14 protein-coding genes and 2 pseudogenes are annotated in these 20,557 nt (G+C 68.1%); 13 read left to right on the top strand and 3 right to left on the bottom strand.

Annotation, left to right across the window (positions count from 1 at the left end; translation table 11 throughout):
* The first annotated feature begins 13 nt into the window (after positions 1–13).
* The 10 genes and pseudogenes from F5X71_RS00930 (at position 14) to F5X71_RS00885 (ending at position 13,515) form a co-directional block, all read left to right on the top strand.
* Positions 14–1,702 (top strand): ABC transporter family substrate-binding protein, encoded by a 1,689-nt coding sequence (locus F5X71_RS00930; protein ID WP_167460232.1) that lies wholly within the window; start codon positions 14–16, stop codon positions 1,700–1,702.
* Between the two features lie 68 nt (positions 1,703–1,770).
* Positions 1,771–3,420, top strand: coding sequence for an ABC transporter family substrate-binding protein (locus F5X71_RS00925; RefSeq protein ID WP_428981432.1), 1,650 nt, complete (start codon positions 1,771–1,773; stop codon positions 3,418–3,420).
* A gap of 37 nt (positions 3,421–3,457) precedes the next feature.
* The gene (locus tag F5X71_RS00920) at positions 3,458–5,149 is read left to right on the top strand and encodes an ABC transporter family substrate-binding protein (protein WP_238815662.1); all 1,692 of its coding nucleotides are present in this window, start codon (positions 3,458–3,460) and stop codon (positions 5,147–5,149) included.
* Between the two features lie 38 nt (positions 5,150–5,187).
* Entirely contained in the window at positions 5,188–5,802 is a 615-nt protein-coding gene (locus F5X71_RS00915) for a hypothetical protein (protein ID WP_238815661.1), read from the top strand.
* Positions 5,803–6,176: 374 nt separating this feature from the next.
* A complete protein-coding gene (locus tag F5X71_RS00910) occupies positions 6,177–7,388 on the top strand; it encodes an MFS transporter (protein WP_238815660.1) in 1,212 nt (403 codons plus the stop codon).
* A 547-nt stretch (positions 7,389–7,935) separates the two neighbouring features.
* A pseudogene (locus F5X71_RS00905) lies at positions 7,936–8,301 on the top strand (FadR/GntR family transcriptional regulator); the annotation flags it as partial.
* 618 nt (positions 8,302–8,919) lie between these two features.
* A pseudogene (locus F5X71_RS36760) lies at positions 8,920–9,240 on the top strand (FCD domain-containing protein); the annotation flags it as partial.
* Positions 9,241–9,263: 23 nt separating this feature from the next.
* A complete protein-coding gene (locus F5X71_RS00895; protein WP_428981431.1) occupies positions 9,264–10,016 on the top strand; it encodes a sterol desaturase family protein in 753 nt (250 codons plus the stop codon).
* Between the two features lie 281 nt (positions 10,017–10,297).
* Positions 10,298–11,233 carry a hypothetical protein gene (locus F5X71_RS00890; RefSeq protein ID WP_167460230.1) on the top strand — a complete coding sequence of 312 codons (936 nt, stop codon included), beginning with the start codon at positions 10,298–10,300 and terminating at the stop codon, positions 11,231–11,233.
* Between the two features lie 41 nt (positions 11,234–11,274).
* Entirely contained in the window at positions 11,275–13,515 is a 2,241-nt protein-coding gene (locus F5X71_RS00885; protein ID WP_167460229.1) for a heavy metal translocating P-type ATPase, read from the top strand.
* A 77-nt stretch (positions 13,516–13,592) separates the two neighbouring features.
* Here the strand turns inward: F5X71_RS00885 and F5X71_RS00880 are convergent, their stop codons facing one another.
* Both F5X71_RS00880 and F5X71_RS00875 read right to left on the bottom strand, forming a co-directional pair.
* Positions 13,593–14,336 (bottom strand): lysophospholipid acyltransferase family protein, encoded by a 744-nt coding sequence (locus F5X71_RS00880; protein ID WP_167460228.1) that lies wholly within the window; start codon positions 14,334–14,336, stop codon positions 13,593–13,595.
* 16 nt (positions 14,337–14,352) lie between these two features.
* Positions 14,353–15,099 carry a lysophospholipid acyltransferase family protein gene (locus tag F5X71_RS00875; protein ID WP_167460227.1) on the bottom strand — a complete coding sequence of 249 codons (747 nt, stop codon included), beginning with the start codon at positions 15,097–15,099 and terminating at the stop codon, positions 14,353–14,355.
* 184 nt (positions 15,100–15,283) lie between these two features.
* Between F5X71_RS00875 and F5X71_RS00870 the strand changes: the two genes are divergently transcribed.
* From F5X71_RS00870 to F5X71_RS00860, 3 genes are all read left to right on the top strand, one after another.
* A complete protein-coding gene (locus tag F5X71_RS00870; RefSeq protein ID WP_238815659.1) occupies positions 15,284–16,117 on the top strand; it encodes a hypothetical protein in 834 nt (277 codons plus the stop codon).
* Between the two features lie 116 nt (positions 16,118–16,233).
* Positions 16,234–17,769: a Rieske 2Fe-2S domain-containing protein gene (locus F5X71_RS00865; protein ID WP_167460226.1), complete on the top strand. Its 1,536-nt coding sequence runs from the start codon at positions 16,234–16,236 to the stop codon at positions 17,767–17,769.
* 205 nt (positions 17,770–17,974) lie between these two features.
* Positions 17,975–18,931, top strand: coding sequence for a DMT family transporter (locus F5X71_RS00860; RefSeq protein ID WP_167460225.1), 957 nt, complete (start codon positions 17,975–17,977; stop codon positions 18,929–18,931).
* A 277-nt stretch (positions 18,932–19,208) separates the two neighbouring features.
* On the opposite strand, the gene F5X71_RS00855 is transcribed toward F5X71_RS00860, so the two are convergent.
* Positions 19,209–20,459, bottom strand: a complete 1,251-nt coding sequence (locus tag F5X71_RS00855; protein ID WP_167460224.1) for an oxygenase MpaB family protein — start codon at positions 20,457–20,459, stop codon at positions 19,209–19,211.
* Between the last annotated feature and the right edge of the window lie 98 nt (positions 20,460–20,557).

Raw genomic sequence — 20,557 nt, 5'->3', positions numbered from 1 at the left:
TAAGGGGAGCGCGATGAGGGTCCGATCGAGCCGAGAGTTAGCACTGCGCTGCGCGATACCGCTGGTCGCGCTGGCCCTTGTCGTGACGGGTTGCGGCACCGACGACGCCGACTCGGCCAGCGGTGTGACCAGCGCGATCGGCAGCACCAGCGACATCAACCCGAAGGACCCCGCGCAGCTGCGCGACGGCGGCAACCTGCGGCTGCCGACCACGGCGTTCCCGGCGAACTGGAACACGCTGTCGGTGGACGGCAACGACGCCGAAATCGCCGACATCGAACGGCCGCTGATGCCGAGGGCGTTCCGCACGAACGCCGCGGGCGAGTTCACCGTCGACACCGACTATTTCACCGACGTGCAGCTCACCAGTACCGACCCGCAGGTGGTCACCTACACGATCAACCCGAAAGCCGTGTGGTCCGACGGCAACCCGATCACCTGGGAAGACATCGCGTCCCAGGCGAAGGCACTCGACGGCACCGACAAGCGCTACCTGATCGCCATCACGGTCGGCTTCGACCGGGTGGCGAAGGTGGAGCGCGGGGTGGACGACCGGCAGGCGGTCATCACGTTCAAACAGCCGTTCACCGAGTGGCGCGGACAGTTCGCCGGGAACATGTCGCTGTTCCCCAAGTCGGTCACCGCCGATCCGGAGACCTTCAACAAGGGCCTGATCGACACCATGGGGCCGACCGCGGGCCCGTTCCTGGTCCAGTCGACCGATCGCGGGCAGGGCCGAATCGTGCTGGGCCGCAACCCGAACTGGTGGGGCGACAAACCCAGGCTCGACACCATCACCTACAGCGTGCTCGACAGCACCGCCTGGGTACAGGCCGTGCAGAACAACGAGCTCGATGCCGCGCAGCTGCGCACCCTCGACGACGTGACGACGCTGCGGCGGTCCAAGGACGTCGCCATCCGGCGCGCGCCGGGTAATCGCTGGCGCCACATCACCTTCAACGGCGCCCCCGGCTCCATCCTCGCCGATCCCGCGCTGCGCGTGGCGATCTCGAAGGCGATCGACCGGCAGGGCATCGCGAGCGCTGTGCAGAACGGCCTGGTTGAGCAGCCGAAGCCGCTGAACAACCACGTCTTCCTGGAAGGGCAGAAGGGCTACCAGGACAACAGCCTCGGCTACGACCCCGCCGCCGCGGCAAAGGAACTCGACGCGCTCGGCTGGAAGCTCAACGGCGACACCAGGGAAAAGGACGGCCGCAAGCTCGAGATCCGCGACGTCATGTACAAGGACGACGTCTGGGTGCAGATCGCGCAGATCATCCAGCAGAACCTCGCCCAGATCGGCGTCAAGCTCATCATCGACACCAAACCGGGCGCGGGCTACTTCACCGACGTGATCATCCCGGGCAACTTCGACGCCGCGCAGTTCATCTACGTCGGTGACGCGTTCCCGTTCAGCAGCATCCCGCAGACCTACGGGTTCCATCCCGGCGACTGGCAGAACAACTTCGGTCAGATCGGCTCACCGGAACTCAACGACCTCATCGATCGCACCCTGTCCGAACTGGATCCGCAGAAGGCGATCGCACTCGCCAACGAGGTGGACCGGAAGGTGTTCGAGGAGGGACATTCGCTGCCACTGACCCAGTCCGAAGGCAACTGGGGCGTGCGCGCCGATATCGCCAACTTCGGCTCGCCGGGGCTGGCGTCCTACGACTACACCAAGATCGGATTCGTGCAGTGAGCCATACCATAGCCCGCGGTCGGACGTCCCTGTGGCGACGTTCGGCCGCAACCCGATTCGCCGTTCCGATGGTCGCGCTCGGTCTGCTCGTCAGCGGTTGCGCGAGTTCCGACGACACCGGTCATGCGCAGGGCGAGACGGGCGCGTTGAGCACGACCAACGACATCAATCCCAAGGAGCGCGACGAGTTACGCGACGGCGGCAACCTGCGGCTGGCGATCTCGGCGATTCCGGAGAATTGGAACACGCTGTCCATCGACGGCAACGACGCCACGATCAGCAGCATCCTGCGGCCGACCATGCCACGCGCGTACCGGACCGATGCCGCAGGCAAGCTCAGCATCGACACCGACTACTTCACCGATATCCAGCTCACCAGCACCGACCCGCAGGTCGTCACCTACACGATCAACCCGAAGGCGGTATGGTCCGACGGCTCGCCGATCACCTGGGAGGACATGCGTGCTCAGGGTGCGGCGTTGAACGGCGCCGACAAACGGTTCCTGGTCGCGCAGTCGTTCGGCTTCGATCGAGTGGCCAAAGTCGAACGCGGCGTCGACGACCGGCAGGCCGTCATCACCTTCAAGCAGCCCTACGCCGAATGGCAGGGGCAGTTCGCCGGGGAAGCGTTCCTGTTCCACCGGTCGGTGACCGCGGATCCCGAGGCGTTCAACAAGAGCCTGATCAACGGAATCACCCTGACCGCAGGGCCGTTCGTCGTGCAGTCGGTCGACCGGACCCAGCGACGGGTGGTGCTCGGCCACAATCCGAAATGGTGGGGTGCCGAGCCGAAGCTCGACACCATCACCTTCAGCGTGCTCGACCCCGCCGCGATGGTGCCCGCGCTGCAGAACAACGAGATCGATGCCGTCGGCCTCGGCACCATCGACGACGTGCGCACCGCGAAGAACACCCCCGGCATCGCGATCCGCCGGGCGACCAGCAACTTCTGGGGCCACCTTCGCTTCAACGGGGCGCCCGGCGCCATCCTCGCCGATCGCCAACTGCGCGTGGCGATCTCGAAGGCCATCGACCGGCAGGGCATCGTCACCGCCATCCACAACGGCATGGTGGAAGATCCGAAGCCGCTGAACAGTCACGTCTTCCTCGCCGGACAGGTCGGCTACCAAGACAATTCGGCGCCCGTCGCCTACGACCCCGCGGCGGCCGCGCGGATGCTCGACGAACTCGGCTGGAAGCTCAACGGCGACGTCCGGGAGAAAGACGGGCGCAAGCTCGAGATCCGCGACGTCATGCTCAACAGCCAGGGCTGGATTCAGATGGCGCAGATCATGCAGCAGAACCTGGCCCAGGTCGGCGTCAAGCTCATCATCGACACCCGGCCCGCGCAAGGCCTTTTCACCGATGTCATCCGGCCGGGCAACTTCGACGTCGCCCAGTTCTCGCTGGTCGGCGACGCGTTCCCGATCGGCGACCTGGCGCAGGTCTTCGCCTACAACCCCGACGATCTGCAAGGCAACTACGGCCGCATCGGTTCACCGGAACTCAACGCGCTCATCGAACGCACCGTGTCCGAACTCGATCCGCAGAAGGTGATCGAACTCGCCAACGAGGTCGACCGCAAGATCTTCGAAGAAGGACACTCGCTGCCGCTCTACCAAACCCCGGGCAACGTCGGCGTGCGCGCCGACCTCGCCAACTATGGGGCTGCCGGGCTGGCGTCCTACGACTACACCAAGATCGGATTCGTGAAATGACTTGCCCCTACGACCGCTCGGAGATCGGATTCGTGAAATGAATTCACCCGCACGAAAGTCTCGCAGTATCCGTTCGATCGGCGTGCGGTGCGCCGCACCTGCCATCGCCTTGGCGCTGATCGTCGCCGGCTGTGGTTCGGGCGATGAGCCGGAAACGAGTTCGGTCGGCATCGGCCAGGTCAACGACATCAATCCGAAGGACGCGAGCGAGCTGCGCGACGGCGGCAATCTGCGGCTCACCCTCACCAGTTTCCCGGCGACGTTCAACGCCCATCACGTCGATTCCACTGGTGAGGCCTCGGATCTGGTCTCGTGGACGCTGCCGGGCACGGTCACCTCGAACGCGGCCGGTGAAATCTCGGTCGACCACAACTATTTCACCGACGTGAAGCTGACCGGCACCGAACCGCAGCAGATCACCTACACCATCAACCCCAAGGCGATCTGGTCGGACGGGTCGCCGATCACCTGGGAAGACATGCGGGCGCAAGCCGAGGCGCTGAGCGGACGCAACAACGAATTCCAGGTGGCGGCGACCCAGGGCTACAGCCGAGTCGAGAAGGTGGAACGCGGCGTCGACGACCGGCAGGCCATCGTCACCTTCGCGAAGCACTACGCGGAATGGCAGGGCCTGTTCAATCCGCTCTACCCGAAAGCGTCGATGGCGACGCCGCAGGCGTTCAACGACGTCGACCGCAACAGCCTTCCGGTGTCGTCCGGCCCGTTCATCATCACCTCGATCGACAAGGCGCAGCAGCGAATCGTGCTGAGCCGGAACCCGAAATGGTGGGGCGACACCCCCAAACTCGATACCGTCACCTTCAGCGTGCTCGACTACTCCGCGCGGATGAGCGCGTTGCAGAACAACGAGCTCGACTACGCCACCGTGTCCGGCATCGATGAGGTCAAGACCGCGACCAACTCGCCGGGCATCAAGGTGCGCCGGGCGCCGCGGCCGACCTTCTCCCACTTCACCTTCAACGGCGCGCCCGGCTCGATCCTCGAGGATCCGAAACTGCGCGTGGCGATCTCGAAGGCGATCGACCGGCAGGGCATCGCGACCGCGACGCAGAACGGTGTGGTGCAGGATCCGAAGCCACTGAACAACCACATCTTCATGGAAGGCCAGAAGGGCTACCAGGACAATTCCGCCGCGGTGAGCTATGACCCCGATGCCGCCGCGCGGATGCTCGACGAGCTGGGCTGGAAACTCAACGGAGACGTCCGGGAAAAGGATGGCCGCAAGCTCGAGATCCGCGATGTGATGTACCAGCAGGATGCCTGGGTGCAGATCGCGCAGATCGCCCAGCAGAACCTGGCGAAGGTCGGCGTCAAGCTCGTCATTCAGACGGTTCCCGGCAACGGCTTGTTCACCGACGTCGTCGACCCCGGCAACTTCGATATCGTTCAGTTCACCTGGTCCGGAAGCATCTTCCCGCTCGGCGCGCTGCCGCAGATCTACGCCTATGATCCCGCGCTCCCGCAAAGCAACAAGGGCAAGATCGGCACGCCGGAACTGAACGCGCTGATCGAAGAGGTCATTTCGGAACTCGACCCGCAGAAGGCCGTGGAACTGGCGAACAAGGCCGACCGGATGATCTTCGAGGAAGGCTTCTCGCTGCCGATCGTCCAGTCGCCGGGCGCCGTCGCGGTGCGCGACAACCTCGCCAACTACGGCGCGTTCGGCCTCGCCTCGGTCGACTACACGAAAGTCGGCTTCTTGAAGTGAAATTCGGATCAGGCCACCCCCTGGCCTATCCCCTCGCAGTGACGATCGGCGCCCTGGCGGTTTGCTTCGCCTGGGCGCCGTTCGGCGATCCGGACCAGGTGGCGGCGCTCGCGGCGGTGGCGCTCGGGATCATCGGCTACTCCGGCTACCGGATCGGGGTCGCGCGTGGGGTTTTCGCCTTCTGGCCCGCCGCAACCGCGCGCACGGTCGGCGTTTCGCGGATCCGGCAGCAGTATCGGCTGGTCAGCCGGTCCTGGTTGGAGATCAGCGGAACCGGCAGGCCCCGTTGGCTTCCCGTCTACTTCGACCCGCGACTCATGACGTGCACCGAGGGCCGGGCCGAAATCACCGACCGCACCGTGTATCTCGCCGGCCACCGCCTGTACCCCTCGGGCCGCATCCGCGCCACCGAACCGCCCGGACGACTCATCGACAACCCGTCCCGCCCCGACCCCGACGCCCCGGTCCACACCGCCACCCGCCTGCGCCGCCGCCTGCTCTTCGACGCCCAACCCACCGTCGCCGCCCCCTTCGCCGCCCTCCTCTGGATCTACCTCGACGGCGGCGACCTACTCACCTTCTTCGCCGCCACCACCGTCGCCGCCTCCGCCGCCCTCTGGCTGTCCGCCATCCAAGGCTCCGACCCCAGCTGACCCCGCCGCTACCGGTGGACTACCGCGATACTTCTTCCCGCTCGAACCAGGCGGGTGCGGCCCGTCCGGGGCCGAACTCGCGCCGCCCGCGCGCCACGGCTGTTGCCCACGCGCGCCATGCGGCGAGCGTCCTACGTGCGCATTGCTGTCGGACTGAGCGGCGCGCGCGGAAAGTCGATTCGGTTGCCACGCTCTTACGCTGCGTGCCGGTGCTGAGCCGTCCTTCGCGGGAAAGTCGATTCGACGGCGGCGCCCCACGCCGCGTGCCGATTCGGAGGCAGCGCCACCAGTACAGTCCCCGCTGGACGGCAGCGTGGCGTGTTGACGCGTTTCGGTAGTGGATCGGGGGCTCGGTGGTGCGGTCGGATGCGAGCGTGGAACCGAGACTGTCCACCGACTTTCGGCGGTTGTGGGGTGCGTTCGCGGTCAGCCAGCTCGGAAGTGCGCTCAGCATGGGCGCTTTGCCGTTGATCGCGATCTCGGTGTTGGAGGTGTCGAACTTTCGGGTCGCGCTGCTTGCGGCGTTATCGGCAGTGGTGGGGGCCGTGGTCGCCCTGCCACTGGGGCCGTTCGTCGAGTTCCGCCGAAAGCGGCCGATCATGATCGGTGCGGATCTGCTGAGCTTCGGCGCGCTCGCGACGGTGCCCGCGGCGATGTTGTTCGGTGTATTGAGTTACGGACAGCTGTGTTTCGTGGCCACAGCACAGGTACTGGGCGCCATGGTCTTCAGTGCGGCCAGCGGCGCCCACCTCAAGGCTCTGGTGCCCACCTCGCTGCTCACCACGGCGAACAGCAGATTCGAAACGACCGCGTGGACGGTGGGCGGACTCGGCGCACCGCTCGGCGGTGTACTCATCGGGGTGTTCGGTGCCGGCGCCGCGGTCTTGCTCGACGCGGTCAGCTTCCTGTTGTCCGCGTTGGGGATTCGCTCCCTGCGCGCACCCGAGCCCGAGCCACCGGTGGCGCCGGTCGAACGCCGATGGACTGCTGAGCTCGGTGGCAGCTGGTCCTACATCTTCCGGCACCGCACATTGCACGCGTTGTTCTGGAACGCCATGGTCTTCGGCGGGGCGATCCGGCTCAGCGGCCCCCTGCTGGCGCTGCTCATGCTGCGTGAACTGCACCTTGCGCCATGGCAATACGGTCTGGCACTCGGTCTGCCCACCTTCGGCGGTGTGCTCGGCTCGCTGCTGACCAACGCCTTTGTGACCCGTCTCGGTGCGCGCGCGGTACTGCTCGGCTTCGGTGTACTGCGCACCTGCTGGATGGGATTGCTGTTGCTCGCCGAACCCGGTCCGGTCGGACTGATCGTCATCATCGGCGCGGAAACAATGCTGCTGTTCTGCGCGGGTGTCTTCAACCCGGTGTTCACCACCTTCCGCATGCGCGCCACCGCCGACCAGTACATGTCCCGGGTGGGCCTCGCATGGTCGATCAGCGCCCGCGCCTGCCAGCCCCTCTTCATCGCGCTCGGCGGTCTCCTGGCCGCCGCCACCAGCGTTCGCACGGCCCTGGCCTGCGCCGCCGTCATCCTTCTCACCAGCGCGGTGCTTCTCCCCTGGCGAACCGACGCACACGCGTCCTAGGTCGACCATGCCTGCCCTCGAACGGTGGATGCCAGCCACTGAATCCGTCCGTGAGCCGGTATGCGTCTATCCAGGCCGGTGGGTACCGTCGGGGCTCGAATGCGTTGCTGGACAATTGATCACCAGGTAATGGTGGCGGCAACGTGCGAGTAGCCTGCGCCACCATTACCTGGTGATCAGCTGACCAACAGATGGCGCGCCCGTGGGCTGCGTGTGGGCGCATGCGCTTGGGGCTTCGGGGGTCGGGGCGATTTCTGGTCCGTTGGCTGATGCTCTCGACGTTCACCCGATCGATGACCGGACGCACCCACGGTAGATCCGGCGGTGTGGTCGGCTCGGTGGAGGCGTCGAAACGCCAGCCGGTGATCAAACCTGCGCCTTGCCTGCCGCGAAATTCCCTTGTGGTCTCCGGCGTCGCGATGTGGTGTCGAGCTGCGGCTGTGCTGGTGCAGGCGCTTTGAGCCTCCTCGGGGTGACGGAGGACGCGGGTAGAAGTGAATTGGTCTGACCACTTGACCTCCTTACCTCTTTGGCGGAGAGTGGGGGTATGGCGTTGCAACCTGTGGTCAAGCGGTCGGTGTCGGGGGATGTCTTCGAGCAGATCGTGGCGGATGTGTTGAGTGGGGAGCTGGCTCCGGGGGCGACGCTGCCCAGTGAGCGGCAGTTGGCAGAGGCATTGGGGGTGTCACGACCAGCGGTGCGGGAGGCGTTGCAGCGGCTGGCGGCGGCGGGGCTGGTGTCGGTGCGGCAAGGGGATGCGACGACCGTGCTGGACTATCGGCGCGGCGCCGGGCTGGAGGTGTTGCCGCGGCTGCTGGTGCAGGCCGGTGAGCTGGACCCCGCCGTGGCGCGCAGCATCCTGGAGGCGCGACTGCACAACGGGCCCAAGGTCGCTGAGCTGGCCGCCGCCCGCGCCGCCGCCAGTGGCGCTTCGCCCACGCTCGCTGAACCAACCGCCAGCGATTCCACCGCGGCCACCGACGCCGCAACACTGTCCACCGCAGCCGATGGCACCTCACCCGCACACACCGAACCTGCGGTCGACGGTGCCGCCGCACCCGTCGGACCCTCCGCCTCCGACACCCCCACCGCACTAGGCGAACCAACCGCCAGCGATTCCACCGCGGCCACCGACGCCGCAACACTGTCCACCGCAGCCGATGGCACCTCACCCGCACACACTGAACCCGGGGTCGACGGTGCCGCCGCAGCCATCGATACCTCAGCCTCCCCAACCGAACCCGCCCCAAGTAACGACACCTCGGCCCCACTTACCGAATCGACTGGGACCGCTGACACCACAGCACCCACCGTGCGCGCCACTTCCGCCCCACCTACTGAAGGGATCACGACCTACCGCACCACAGCCGCACCCGTCGGGCCTGCCGCCCGCGCCGCCTCGGTCACCACCACCTCCACCGCACCGACCGGGTCCACGACCCAACACGCACCCACCACGGGAACTTCGCCCGCAAGGCGCACCGCTCGTCCGACCACATCCGACGGCGCGCCTTCCACGCCCTTCGACGCGCTCGTGGCGAGTGTGGAAGTGCTTGCGGGGGAAGAGGATCCGGTGGCTCGGCAGCGGGTGGCGCTGGATTTCTGGGATCACGTGGTTGATGCGGCGGATTCGATCGTTTTTCGGTTGATGTTCAACATGTTGCGCGCCGCGTATGAACCCGCGCTCGCGGCGTTGGCTCCGATCATGTCCGCCGAGGTGGGCAATGTCGGGGCGTATCGCGAATTGGCCGACGCCATCACGGCGGGCAGGCCGCAAGAGGCCGCCGATATCGCTCGGGCACTGCTCGAGCCGGCGACCACCGCTCTGATCGAGGTCCTCGGCGGCCACTGATCACGCTTCATCGAGGAAGAACCATGACGAAACCCACGCCGCCCCATCCGGATTGCGCCGTCGACCAGGATTCGGCGACCGAGCGCGATCCGGTCGAGACGAGCCCGCGCGCCCGCGTGCGCAGGGACGAACGAGCGTTGCGCCGGGGCCTCACGCTCGCCGCGGCGTGGCGCGAGTTCCTCCGCCATCCCTCGCCGTGGCTGATCGGGAGCACGCTGGTCGCGGCGCTGATCGGCCGCATTCTGGTCGGTGACTGGCAGGTGAGCGACGCCATGGTGCCCGTGGTGATGCTGGCGGTGTTCCCCGCTTTCGAGTGGGTCGTGCACGTCACCGTCTTGCATTGGCGGCCGCGCCGGCTCGGCCCGATCGCGATCGACAGCGAGCTGGCGCGCAAACACCGGGAACATCATGTGGATCCGCGCGACATCCCGCTGATCTTCATCCCGACCAAGACCCTCTCGGTGCTGGTGGTGGTCCTGATCGCGCTGGCGCTGTTCGCTTTTCCGCGCCTCGGGCTCGGGCTGACCTTCCTGCTGACCATCACGGTGCTCGGCCTGGGCTACGAGTGGACCCACTACCTGATCCACACCGACTACAAGCCGAAAGGCGCACTGTATCGGGCGGTTTGGCGCAATCATCGGCACCACCACTACAAGAACGAGCACTACTGGTTCACGGTTACCACCTCCGGCACCGCGGATCGCCTCTTCGGCACCCACCCCGACCCCGCGACCACCGAGACCTCCCCGACGGCCCGCAACCTCCACGCCAGGTAGCGCCGAGGGGGAACTGGTGGCGGCATCGCCCGAGTAGGCCACGCCACCAGTTCCCCCTCGATCGAAAAGACCGCCACGCAGTGCCGCGCGGCGGTCTTTTGTCGTGCGCGGGACTTGACTTAGTACCCTAGGGGGGTATGGTAACCATCGAAGAGAGCGGCGAGAGCCGACAGCGCAGGAGGAAACCGATGAGCACCGCGACCACCGTGACCGCTCCCGGCCCGAGCCGCGAGCGCCGCCCCTGCGCCGACTGACCTGGACACCGGAAACGGAGCATCCGAATGAACACGTCCACCAAGTTCGCCGGCTTCGCCCTCGGCCTGGCCGCCGTCTTCGGTATCGCTCTGGCGACCGGCGCGGCGTTCGGCCCCGACGCGGCCACCACCGATTCGACGCACGAGGCCGGGCCCGCTGCCCCCGCCGACCAAGCACCTGGAGGAATGATGAACACCGAGAACGGCTACACGCTACGGCTCGACACCGCGATCACCACCGCGGCACGGGAGGTCCCGCTGCGGTTCCGCATTCTGAACCAGGACGGCACGCCGCTCACCCGCTACACCCGCGCACACGACAAGGATCTGCACCTGATCGTGGTCCGCCGCGACATGGCCGGCTTCCAGCACGTGCACCCGGTGCTCGGCGGCGACGGCACCTGGAGCGTCCCGCTGAACCTGACCCGCGCCGGCGACTACCGGGTCTTCGCCGATTTCACGCCGGAGGGCGGCGCGAACCTGACCCTCGGCACCGATCTGCGCGTCGCGGGCGACTACGACCCGCGGCCGCTGCCCGCGCCCGCGCCGACCAGCACGGTCGACGGTTACACCGCGACGCTCGACGGCACGGTCGTGCCCGGCCAGGCGTCGAAGGTCACGCTGACCGTCGGCAAGGACGGCAAGCCCGTCACCGACCTGCAGCCCTACCTCGGCGCCTACGGTCACCTGGTCGCGCTGCGCAGCACCGACCTCGGCTATCTGCACGTGCACCCGGAGGGCGCACCCGGCGACGGCGTCACCCCGGCCGGACCGGGTATCACGTTCTACGTGACCGCACCGACCGCAGGCGACTACCGGTTGTTCCTGGACTTCCAGCACAACGGCGTGGTCCGCACCGCGGAATTCACGCTGACCGTCGCCCCGGGCACAGCCACCAACGGGCACGAAACCGCCGCGACCAACGGCCACGGCGCGCACGAGACCGCCGGCCACGGCCACTGACCTGCCGATCCACCACTGTGCCGCAGAGAATGGAGCACACAATGACCACCGCGACGCAACCGCCGGGCACCGGGCAGGTCGAACTCGTGATCGGCGGCATGACCTGCGCGTCCTGCGCCAACCGCATCGAGAAGAAGCTGAACAAGCTCGACGGTGTCACGGCGACGGTGAACTACGCGACCGAGAAGGCGCGGGTCGACGTCACCGGTGACGTCTCGCCCGCCGACCTGATCGCCACCGTCGAGCAGGCGGGCTACCGCGCGTCCCTGCCCGCCACCGAGCCGGAACCCGCTGCCGCGGAAGCTGATCCGACCAGCGCACTGCGCACCAGACTGCTGGTCTCGCTGGCGCTCACGGTGCCGGTGATCGCGATGGCGATGGTTCCCGCGCTGCAGTTCACCAATTGGCAGTGGCTCTCGCTCACGCTGGCCGCGCCGGTCGTGGTGTGGGGCGCGCTGCCGTTCCACCGGGCGGCGTTGGCCAACCTGCGCCACGGCACGGCGACCATGGACACGCTGGTGTCCATGGGCACCCTCGCCGCCCTCGGCTGGTCGCTGTACGCGCTGTTCTGGGGCACGGCCGGGACCGCGGGCATGAAGCACCCGTTCGAGTTCACCATCTCCCGGATGGACGGTTCGGGCAGCATCTACCTGGAGGCCGCGGCGGGCGTCACCACCTTCATCCTGGCCGGGCGCTACTTCGAGGCCCGTTCCAAGAGACAGGCCGGTGCCGCGTTGCGCGCGCTGCTGGAACTCGGCGCCAAGGAGGTCTCGGTGCTCCGGGGCGCGACGGAGCAGCGGATTCCGGTGGAGCAGTTGGTCGTCGGCGATCGGTTCGTGGTCCGGCCCGGCGAGAAGATCGCCACCGACGGCGTGGTGGTCGAGGGTTCGTCCGCGGTCGACGCCGCGATGCTGACCGGCGAATCGGTGCCGGTCGAGGTGGGCCCCGAGGACACCGTGGTCGGCGCGACGGTGAATGTCGGCGGCCGAATCGTGGTGCGCGCCACCCGGATCGGCTCGGACACCCAGCTGGCCCAGATGGCGAAGCTGGTCGAGGACGCGCAGACCGGCAAGGCGCAGGCGCAACGGCTGGCCGATCGGATCTCCGGGATCTTCGTGCCGATCGTGCTGGCCCTGGCGGTGGCGACGCTCGGATTCTGGCTCGGCACCGGCGGTTCCGTGGCGGCGGCCTTCACCGCGGCGGTCGCGGTGCTGATCATCGCCTGCCCGTGCGCGCTCGGGCTGGCCACGCCGACCGCACTGCTCGTGGGCACCGGTCGCGGCGCGCAGCTCGGCATCCTGATCAAGGGCCCCGAGGTGCTGGAATCAACCAAGCGGGTGGACACCATCGTGCTGGACAAGACCGGCACCGTCACCACCGGCCGGATGACCCTGCTCGACGTGGTCGCCGCGGCGGGCGAGGACAGCGACGAGGTGCTGGCTCTGGCCGGGGCGCTGGAGGATTCGTCCGAACACCCGATCGCACAGGCGATTGCGAAGGGCGCCAAAGAACGTGGTGCGCTCGCCGCGGTCGAGGGCTTCGAGAACGTCGAGGGCCTAGGCGTGCAGGGCGTGGTCGACGGGCACGCGGTGCTCGTCGGGCGGACCCGGCTGCTCGCGGACTGGTCCCAGCGGTTGGATGCCGACCTCGAACAGGCCATGCGCGCTGCCGAGGCCGAGGGCAAGACCGCGGTCGCGGTGGGCTGGGACGGTAAGGCGCGCGGCGTGCTCGTCGTCGCCGACGCCGTGAAACCGACCTCGGCCGAGGCGATTTCGCAGCTGCGTGCGCTCGGTTTGACGCCGATCATGCTGACCGGCGACAACACGGCGGCCGCGGCGGCCATCGCGGCACAGGTCGGCATCGACGAGGTGATCGCGGAGGTGCTGCCGCAGGACAAGGTCGACACCGTCAAGCGGCTGCAAGCCGAGGGCAAGGTCGTCGCGATGGTCGGCGACGGCGTCAACGATGCCGCGGCGCTGGCACAGGCCGACCTCGGCCTGGCCATGGGCACCGGCACCGACGTCGCCATCGAGGCGAGCGACCTCACCCTGGTCCGGGGTGACCTGCGTGCCGCCGCCGACGCGATCCGGTTGTCCCGCAGGACACTCGGCACCATCAAGGGCAACCTGTTCTGGGCCTTCGCCTACAACGTGGCCGCGATCCCGCTGGCCATGGCCGGGCTGCTGAACCCGATGCTGGCCGGTGCGGCGATGGCGTTCTCGTCGGTCTTCGTCGTCAGCAACAGCCTGCGGCTACGTGGCTTCCGTTCCACCGCCGCGTGATCTACCGGAACCAGGACGGGGGCGGTACCGAAAGGTGCCGCCCCCGTCCGGCGTTTCACGGCTGCGTGATTCGAGGGTCAGTGCTCACGCGCGGCGCGCCGACGAGCCATTTCTTCCTCTTCCAGGACGGCGGCTCGGTCGGGGGTCGGCGCGGTGCCGCCGAGCCGGGCGGGTACCCAGCGGGCGCCGGGCTCCATCGCATAGTCACGCTGAGCCTGGGTGAGCAGCTCACCCATCTCGGTACGCAGTGTGGCGGTGAGGGTTTCGGCGGGCTCGGTGGCGGGGATGGGTGCGCCGATCCGGATGTTGATCGGAAAGTTGTGGCGGCCCAGCCGTTTCGGGATGTCCTTGGTCCACACCCGATGCGCGCCCCAGATCACCAGCGGGATGATCGGCACGTCCGCCTCGAGCGCCATGCGCGCGGCCCCGGACTTGAACTCCTTCAGCTCGAAACTGCGGCTGATGGTGGCCTCGGGATAGACCACGACCAGCTCGCCGTCGCGCAGCGCCCGCACCGCACGGCCGTAGGACTCGGCGCCCGCGCTGCGATCCACCCCGATCGCCTTGCAGTGCTTCATCAAGAAACCGACGATGCCGTGCTCGAGCTCGGCCTTCATCATGTAGCGGACGTTGCGGCCGGACTTGCGCCCGACCAGCCCGACCTCCATGAAATCCAGGTACGCGGTGTGGTTCACGGCCAGCACGGCGCCGCCGGTGCGCGGGATGTGCTCCTGCCCGGCGATATCGATCCGCAGGCCCTGCACCAGGAATATGGTGCGGACCAGGCCGGTGAGTACGTCGTAAACCGGTTCCCGCGCCATCCGAACTCTCCGCTGCCTACGTGGCCGACTTCTTGCGTGCGGCCTTCTCCGCGGCCTCGGCGGCGTCGAGCGCGTCGGCCTCCTCCAGGGTAGGAGCGCTACCGCCGAGGCGAGCGGGCACCCAGTAGGCGCCCGGCTCGTGCACGTAGTCCTGTTGCAGGTCGAGCAGCATTTCCTGCATGGTCGCGCGCAGCGTGGCGGTCAGCTCCGACGCGGGCTCGAACGGCGCGATGGGCGCGCCGACCGCGATCGAGATGGGTGTGTTGGTGCGACCCAGACGCTTCGGGAAGCCCTTGGTCCATACCCGCTGCGCGCCCCAGATGACGATCGGGATGATCGGCACGTCCGCCTCGAGCGCCATGCGCGCGGCCCCGGACTTGAACTCCTTGATCTCGAAGCTGCGGCTGATCGTGGCCTCGGGATAGACGCCGACCAACTCACCGCGGCGCAGATACGCCACGGCGGCCTTGTAGGAGTCGGCCCCCGCGCTCCGGTCCACCGGAATGTGCTTGAGCGCACGCATGATCGGGCCGGAGATCTTGTCGTCGAAGACCTCTTTCTTGGCCATGAACCGGATATAGCGCTTGGGCGTGCGCACCGGCAGCCCCGCGTAGGTGAAGTCCATATAGCCGGTGTGGTTGACCGCGAGCACGGCACCACCCTGCGCGGGGATATGTTCATCGCCTTTGACGGTGAACTTCAGCCCCTCGACGAAGAAGACGGTTCGGGCCAGGCCGATGATCGTGCGGTAGACGGGTTCCACAATTCCGCTAGCGTAGTCGCAGACTGTCCCATCCGGCAGTGCGCCTTCGTCATGTGCGTCGCGCCCGGCAAGGGACAGACTGATCGGCCCGCCGCCGGAGGCAGAGAAGAGGATCGTCGAAGTGCACTGCGCCCAACCGAAACCGTGTGGACGCGAACAGAAATCAGCGGGGGATGGACATCGGGTGGCGGGCGTGCGCCGTGCCGTGCTCGGCGTTTTGGCCGTGACCAGCGCTTTCGCCCTGGTGGGCTGCGACTCCACGGTCGGCATTCCCCAGGACGACGTACCGAGCGCGGTCGCCGCGGCCACCACAACGCCTGCCGCCGCGACGCCGAGCGTGCCGCCGTCGACCACGCCCGCGATGCTCGTGCCGACTTCGGGCACCGTGCGGGAACTACCGCAGGCCGTGCGGCGCTGGGCCGAGGATCTACCGACGAGCACCGTCGAGCAGCTGAAGGCCAAGTGCTGGACGGTCGCGCCACGCAACGTCGCCGAGATGTACGGCAACGAGCAGGCCGTGCTCGCCGCGCTCGCGCAGCCGGGCACGGCCACCCCGAACGGCATCACCTGGCGTAATCGCGGCACCACGGTCACCGTCGAGCGCGCGGCGCTGGAGACCGGCTACGCCTGTCCCCGGGTGTCGAGCGGCGGCGCGGAGATCGAGTACAACGACGCCGATGCCAGGCACACCGTGCGCCGCTACCTGGCCCGATTCGTCGGCAAGCCGTTGGACCCGGCCGACAAGGAAGGCACCTATCCCCTGGTGTGCAAGGCCACACCCGCGGCCTGGGATCCCCGGGGCACCGGCAAGCCGGTCGCCGCGCCGCTGGCGAACAACCCGGGCAAGCTCACCGGCGTGACCGAGTTCGCGGACCAGGAGATCAGCTCCGAGCCGCTGCGCGGGAACTACCTCACCGTCGAAGCGCCGGTGACGAATTCGTCCGGTGTGACCCAGACACGCACCTTCACGGTGCTCGCGGGGGCGCAGGGCTATTGCATCGGCGACGTGACGTCCTAGCGCGCGTACCGGCGTGGTCACCCGATGCGGCGTGACCACGCCGGTACGCCGCCGGACGGGCCGCTCGGCGCAGCCATTACCCTGGATGGCTGGCAACGCTTCAGGAGGAGCAGCTCGTGCAGATCACCAGCGTCGGACACGCCGGATTCCACATCCGCACCGCGGCCGGGTCGATCCTTTGCGATCCGTGGGTCAATCCGGCCTACTTCGGCTCGTGGTTCCCCTTTCCCGACAACACCCAGCTGGACTGGGACGAGCTGGGCAACTGCGACTTCCTCTACGTCTCGCACCTGCACCGCGACCACTTCGACGCGAAGAACCTGGCCGAGCACGTCAACAAGGACGCGACCGTGCTGCTGCCGGACTACCCGGTGCCGGATCTGAAGCGGGAGCTGGAGAAGCTGGGCTTCACCAAGTTCTTCGAGACCGAGGACTCGGTCAAGCACACCGTCACCGGTCCTGGCGGCGACCTCGACATCATGATCATCGCGCTGCGCGCCCCCGCCGACGGCCCGATCGGCGACTCCGGGCTGGTCGTCTCCGACGGCGAGACCACCTGCTTCAACATGAACGACGCCCGCCCGGTGGACATGGACGTGCTGCACGACGCGTTCGGCCACATCGACATCCATCTGCTGCAGTACTCGGGCGCGATCTGGTACCCGATGGTCTACGACATCCCGAACCGCACCAAGGCGAACTTCGGCAAGCAGAAGCGCCAGCGCGGCATGGACCGCTGCCGCAGTTACATCGAGCAGGTCGGCGCGACCTGGGTGGTGCCGTCGGCCGGCCCGCCGGTGTTCCTAGACGACGAGCTGCGCTACCTGAACGACGATCGCGGCGACGAAGGCAACATCTTCCCGGACCAGATGGTGTTCCTGGAGCAGATGCGCATCCACGGCAACGAGGGCGGGATCCTGATGATCCCAGGCTCGGTCGCCGACGTGCGCGGCCGCGAGCTCGAGCTCACCCATCCGTTCGAGCCGGGCCTGATCTACGACAACAAGGCCGAGTACATCGAGCGGATGGCGCAGCGCCTCGCGCCGGTGCTGGCCGCCGAAAAAGCCTCCTGGGCAACGAATGACGGACCGCTGCTGGAGCCGCTGCGCGCGCTGTTCGAGCCGATCATGGCGCAGAGCGATCTGATCTGCGACGGCATCGGCTACCCCGTCGGGCTGGTACTCGGCGACGAGACAGTGGTGCTGGACTTCCCGAAACGGGTGGTGCGCGGGCCGATCGAGGGCGAAGGCAAGTACCGCTACGGCTTCCGCATCGCGCCGGACCTGGTGCGCACCGTGCTGCGCGACCAGGAACCGGACTGGGTGAACACCATCTTCCTGTCCACCCGCTTCCAGGCGTGGCGCATCGGCGGCTACAACGAATTCCTCTACACCTTCTTCAAATGCCTCACCGACGAGCGCATCGCCTACGCCGACGGCTGGTTCGCCGAGGCGCACGACGATTCCGCGTCCACCGAACTGGCCGGCTGGGAGGTGCAGCGGCGCTGCCCGCACCTGAAGGCGGATCTCTCCAAATTCGGTGTGGTGGAAGGCAACACGCTGACCTGCAACCTGCACGGTTGGCAGTGGGACCTGGAATCGGGGCGGTGCAAGACCTCGAAGGGGCACGAGCTGCGCTCGCGCAAGCTCTGAGCCGGGGACCCGGGGGCGGGCTGCGGAGTTACATCCACGCCTGCTCGCGACGGACAGCGGCTGGGCCCCGACCGATCGCGGTGTGGGAACGGCCTGCGACATACCTCAGGCCTTGCCGATAGGCACCGGGACGGTGGACGCGCCGACTGGTGACGCGGTGCGGTGGTTCGGGGTGGGAGTGGGTGGCGGCGGTAGCGTGCCGGGGGTGACGGGTCGGGTGCGGGTGGGGTTGGGGTGTGCCTTCGCGATCGGGGCGGGGGTCGCGGTGCAGGGGCGGATCAATGGGGCGTTGGGGGCGCGGCTGCAGGACGGGATCGCGGCCGCGACGATCAGTTTCGGTTCGGGGTTGCTGGTTTTGGCGGTCGTGTTCGTGCTGAACAAGCGGCTGCGCGACGGATTGGGGCGGGTGCGTGCCGCGGTGACGACCGGGCGGTTACCGACGTGGCAGCTGCTCGGTGGGCTGTGCGGGGCGTTCTTCGTCGCGTGTCAGGGGCTGACCGTTGCGGCGATCGGGGTCACCGCGTTCACCGTGGCCGCGGTCGCGGGACAGCTGTTGAGCAGCCTGGTCGTCGATCGGCTCGGGGTGGCGCCGAGCGGGCGCACCTCGATCACCCCGCTGCGCTTCGGGGCCGCGGCCCTCGGGATCGTCGCGGTTCTGCTCGCGGGGCTTGGCCGCGCCGCGACACCGGGTGGCCCGCTCTCGGTGCCGGAGGCGTTGCGCGGCGCGCCGACCGTGCTGCTGGTCGTGCTGCCCGCGCTGGCCGGGATCGGCCTGGCCTGGCAGCAGGCGGTCAACGGGCGGGTCGGCGCGGTGGGCGGCCCGTTCTCGGCGACGGCGGTCAACTTCGGGATCGGCCTGGTCGCGCTGGTCCTGATCGAGGCCGCGCTGCTGCTCACGTCCGGCCCGCCCGCCGAATTCCCCACGCAGCCTTGGCTTTACCTGGGTGGGGTGATCGGCATCGCGTTCATCGCGCTGGCCGCCGTCACCGTGCGCTGGATCGGGGTACTGCTGCTCGGACTCACCTCCGTGGCGGGTCAGCTCGTGACCTCCATCGCCCTCGACGTCGTATCCCCCACCGCGGCAGGCCTTTCCGGCACCGTGGTACTCGGCGGCGGCCTCACGCTGCTCGCAGTAGCCATCGCGGCCCGTGCACAGCCGTAGCGCCGCCGGAAGCAGGCGCGCCTCCCCTCGCGTAACCAGCCAGAACGCCCCGCCGTCAGAAGAGCGCGCCCGACTGTCCTGCGCGCGGCCGTAGCGCCAGCCGGAAGAACACCCCGCCTACCCCTACAGCAGCCAGCCGATGTGCCGCGCCGCCAAGATAACGCGCGCCGCCGCCTACCGCGCGCAACCAGAAAAAAGTGGCCCGCCGCCAGACGAGCGCGCCCACCCAGCCCTGGTGCGGCCAGCCATAGCGCCGCGCCGCCGGAGGAGCGTCCGACTATCCCGCGCGCAGTACCGGGCGGGCGTAGGTGTCGTGACGGGCGTAGGTACGGTCACCGCCGTTGCGGGCGATGGAACCGCGGACGAGGCGGGTGCGCACGCGGGCACCGAGATTCTCGCTGAACCGGGTGGCACCGGGCAGGATTCGCCGCGGCACCTCGAGCGCGCCGTTCACGACGGCGGTGGCCAACACCGCGCCCTGGAAGAACCGGTTGTCGGGCAGGCCGAGGAAGTCGGCGTTGCTGCGGCCGAGGATGATCCGGCTGTACGCGACCATGTAGCTGGTGATCAGGGCACGGACCGCCCGGCGCGGCGCGGTGGTGTTGTCGATGAACAGCCCACCCGCGGCGGGAATGAGCGCCTGGGCCAGGCGCTGCGAATCGGCGTCGGGGATGAATTCGGTGTCGGCGAGAATCCAGAACGCGCGCCACGTATCGGTCTCGCAGGTCGGCAGGATCTCCTGGTCGATGCCGAGCAGGAACCCGACGTAGCGCCAGAGCTGGAACACCGCGTCCTTCTCCTTGGCCGAGAAGCGCAGTCCGAGTGCTTGGGCACCGACCAGATTCGCCATCGAGAACAGGCCGAGGGTGCCGACGGTGAGCACCTGGTTGACCGGGTGATCCCACGCCTCGTAGTCCCAGTCGGGCCTGCGGTTCATGCCCGCCCGCACCAGCGCGTGCATCAACCGGACCCGCAGCACGCTCTTGTAGCCGACGGCATTGCGGCGCAGCCCGCCGGGCGTCGTCACGTCCAGCCACCACTGGGTGGTTTCGGCGAGCCTGCGCGGCGCCATCGCGTCCAGGTCGCCGGTGCCGACAAGGGTTTTGTCCGCGCGGGAGGCGAGGTAGCCGCCCATCAGGGCGAACATGCCCATGGCGATACCGCCCCAGACACTGGTGCGGCCGACGACCCGGGCACCGCGGTCGATCTTGTCCCAGTCCAGCCAGTACGGGTCCGCCTCGACCTGGTCGAAGAAGGCCGTCAGCTCCGCGGGCGGGTTCGGCACCGCGTCGATGCCGCGTTCCACCGCGATCTCGAACATCCGGCGGCCTTCACCGACAGGCAGCCGCTTGAACATCGCCACCACGTCGTCCGCGAGCGGGTCACCGACCTGGGTGAAGCGCCGGAACGAATCGCGCTGGGCGGCGGTGCAGCTCAGGTCGCCGGGGGCCAGCACCGGTACCGCGTACTTGAACGGGAACTCCGTGAACAGCTGCGGAGTCGGCAGTTTCTGGTTGTCATGCGCCATTGCACTTCACCCGTCAGGTCGAGGTTCGGCTCGGGGTCGAGCACATTCTGACAAGACCGTCCCACAGAATCAGATATCTGGCAAGGATCTATGCCAGA

This window comes from Nocardia brasiliensis (assembly GCF_011801125.1).
In the GTDB taxonomy this organism is placed as follows: Bacteria; Actinomycetota; Actinomycetes; order Mycobacteriales; family Mycobacteriaceae; genus Nocardia; species Nocardia brasiliensis_C.
Note: the sequence above shows the minus strand (reverse complement) of the source record. Positions and strands in the feature narration are given on the sequence as shown.

Bases quoted from the DNA above. Each gene is read 5' to 3' on its own strand.
- F5X71_RS00880 (WP_167460228.1), bottom strand. From the start codon at position 14,336: ATGGCGCGGGAACCGGTTTACGACGTACTCACCGGCCTGGTCCGCACC.
- F5X71_RS00930 (WP_167460232.1), top strand. From the start codon at position 14: ATGAGGGTCCGATCGAGCCGAGAGTTAGCACTGCGCTGCGCGATACCG.
- F5X71_RS00920 (WP_238815662.1), top strand. From the start codon at position 3,458: ATGAATTCACCCGCACGAAAGTCTCGCAGTATCCGTTCGATCGGCGTG.
- F5X71_RS00885 (WP_167460229.1), top strand. From the start codon at position 11,275: ATGACCACCGCGACGCAACCGCCGGGCACCGGGCAGGTCGAACTCGTG.
- F5X71_RS00855 (WP_167460224.1), bottom strand. From the start codon at position 20,459: ATGGCGCATGACAACCAGAAACTGCCGACTCCGCAGCTGTTCACGGAG.
- F5X71_RS00925 (WP_428981432.1), top strand. From the start codon at position 1,771: ATGGTCGCGCTCGGTCTGCTCGTCAGCGGTTGCGCGAGTTCCGACGAC.
- F5X71_RS00890 (WP_167460230.1), top strand. From the start codon at position 10,298: ATGAACACGTCCACCAAGTTCGCCGGCTTCGCCCTCGGCCTGGCCGCC.
- F5X71_RS00895 (WP_428981431.1), top strand. From the start codon at position 9,264: ATGACGAAACCCACGCCGCCCCATCCGGATTGCGCCGTCGACCAGGAT.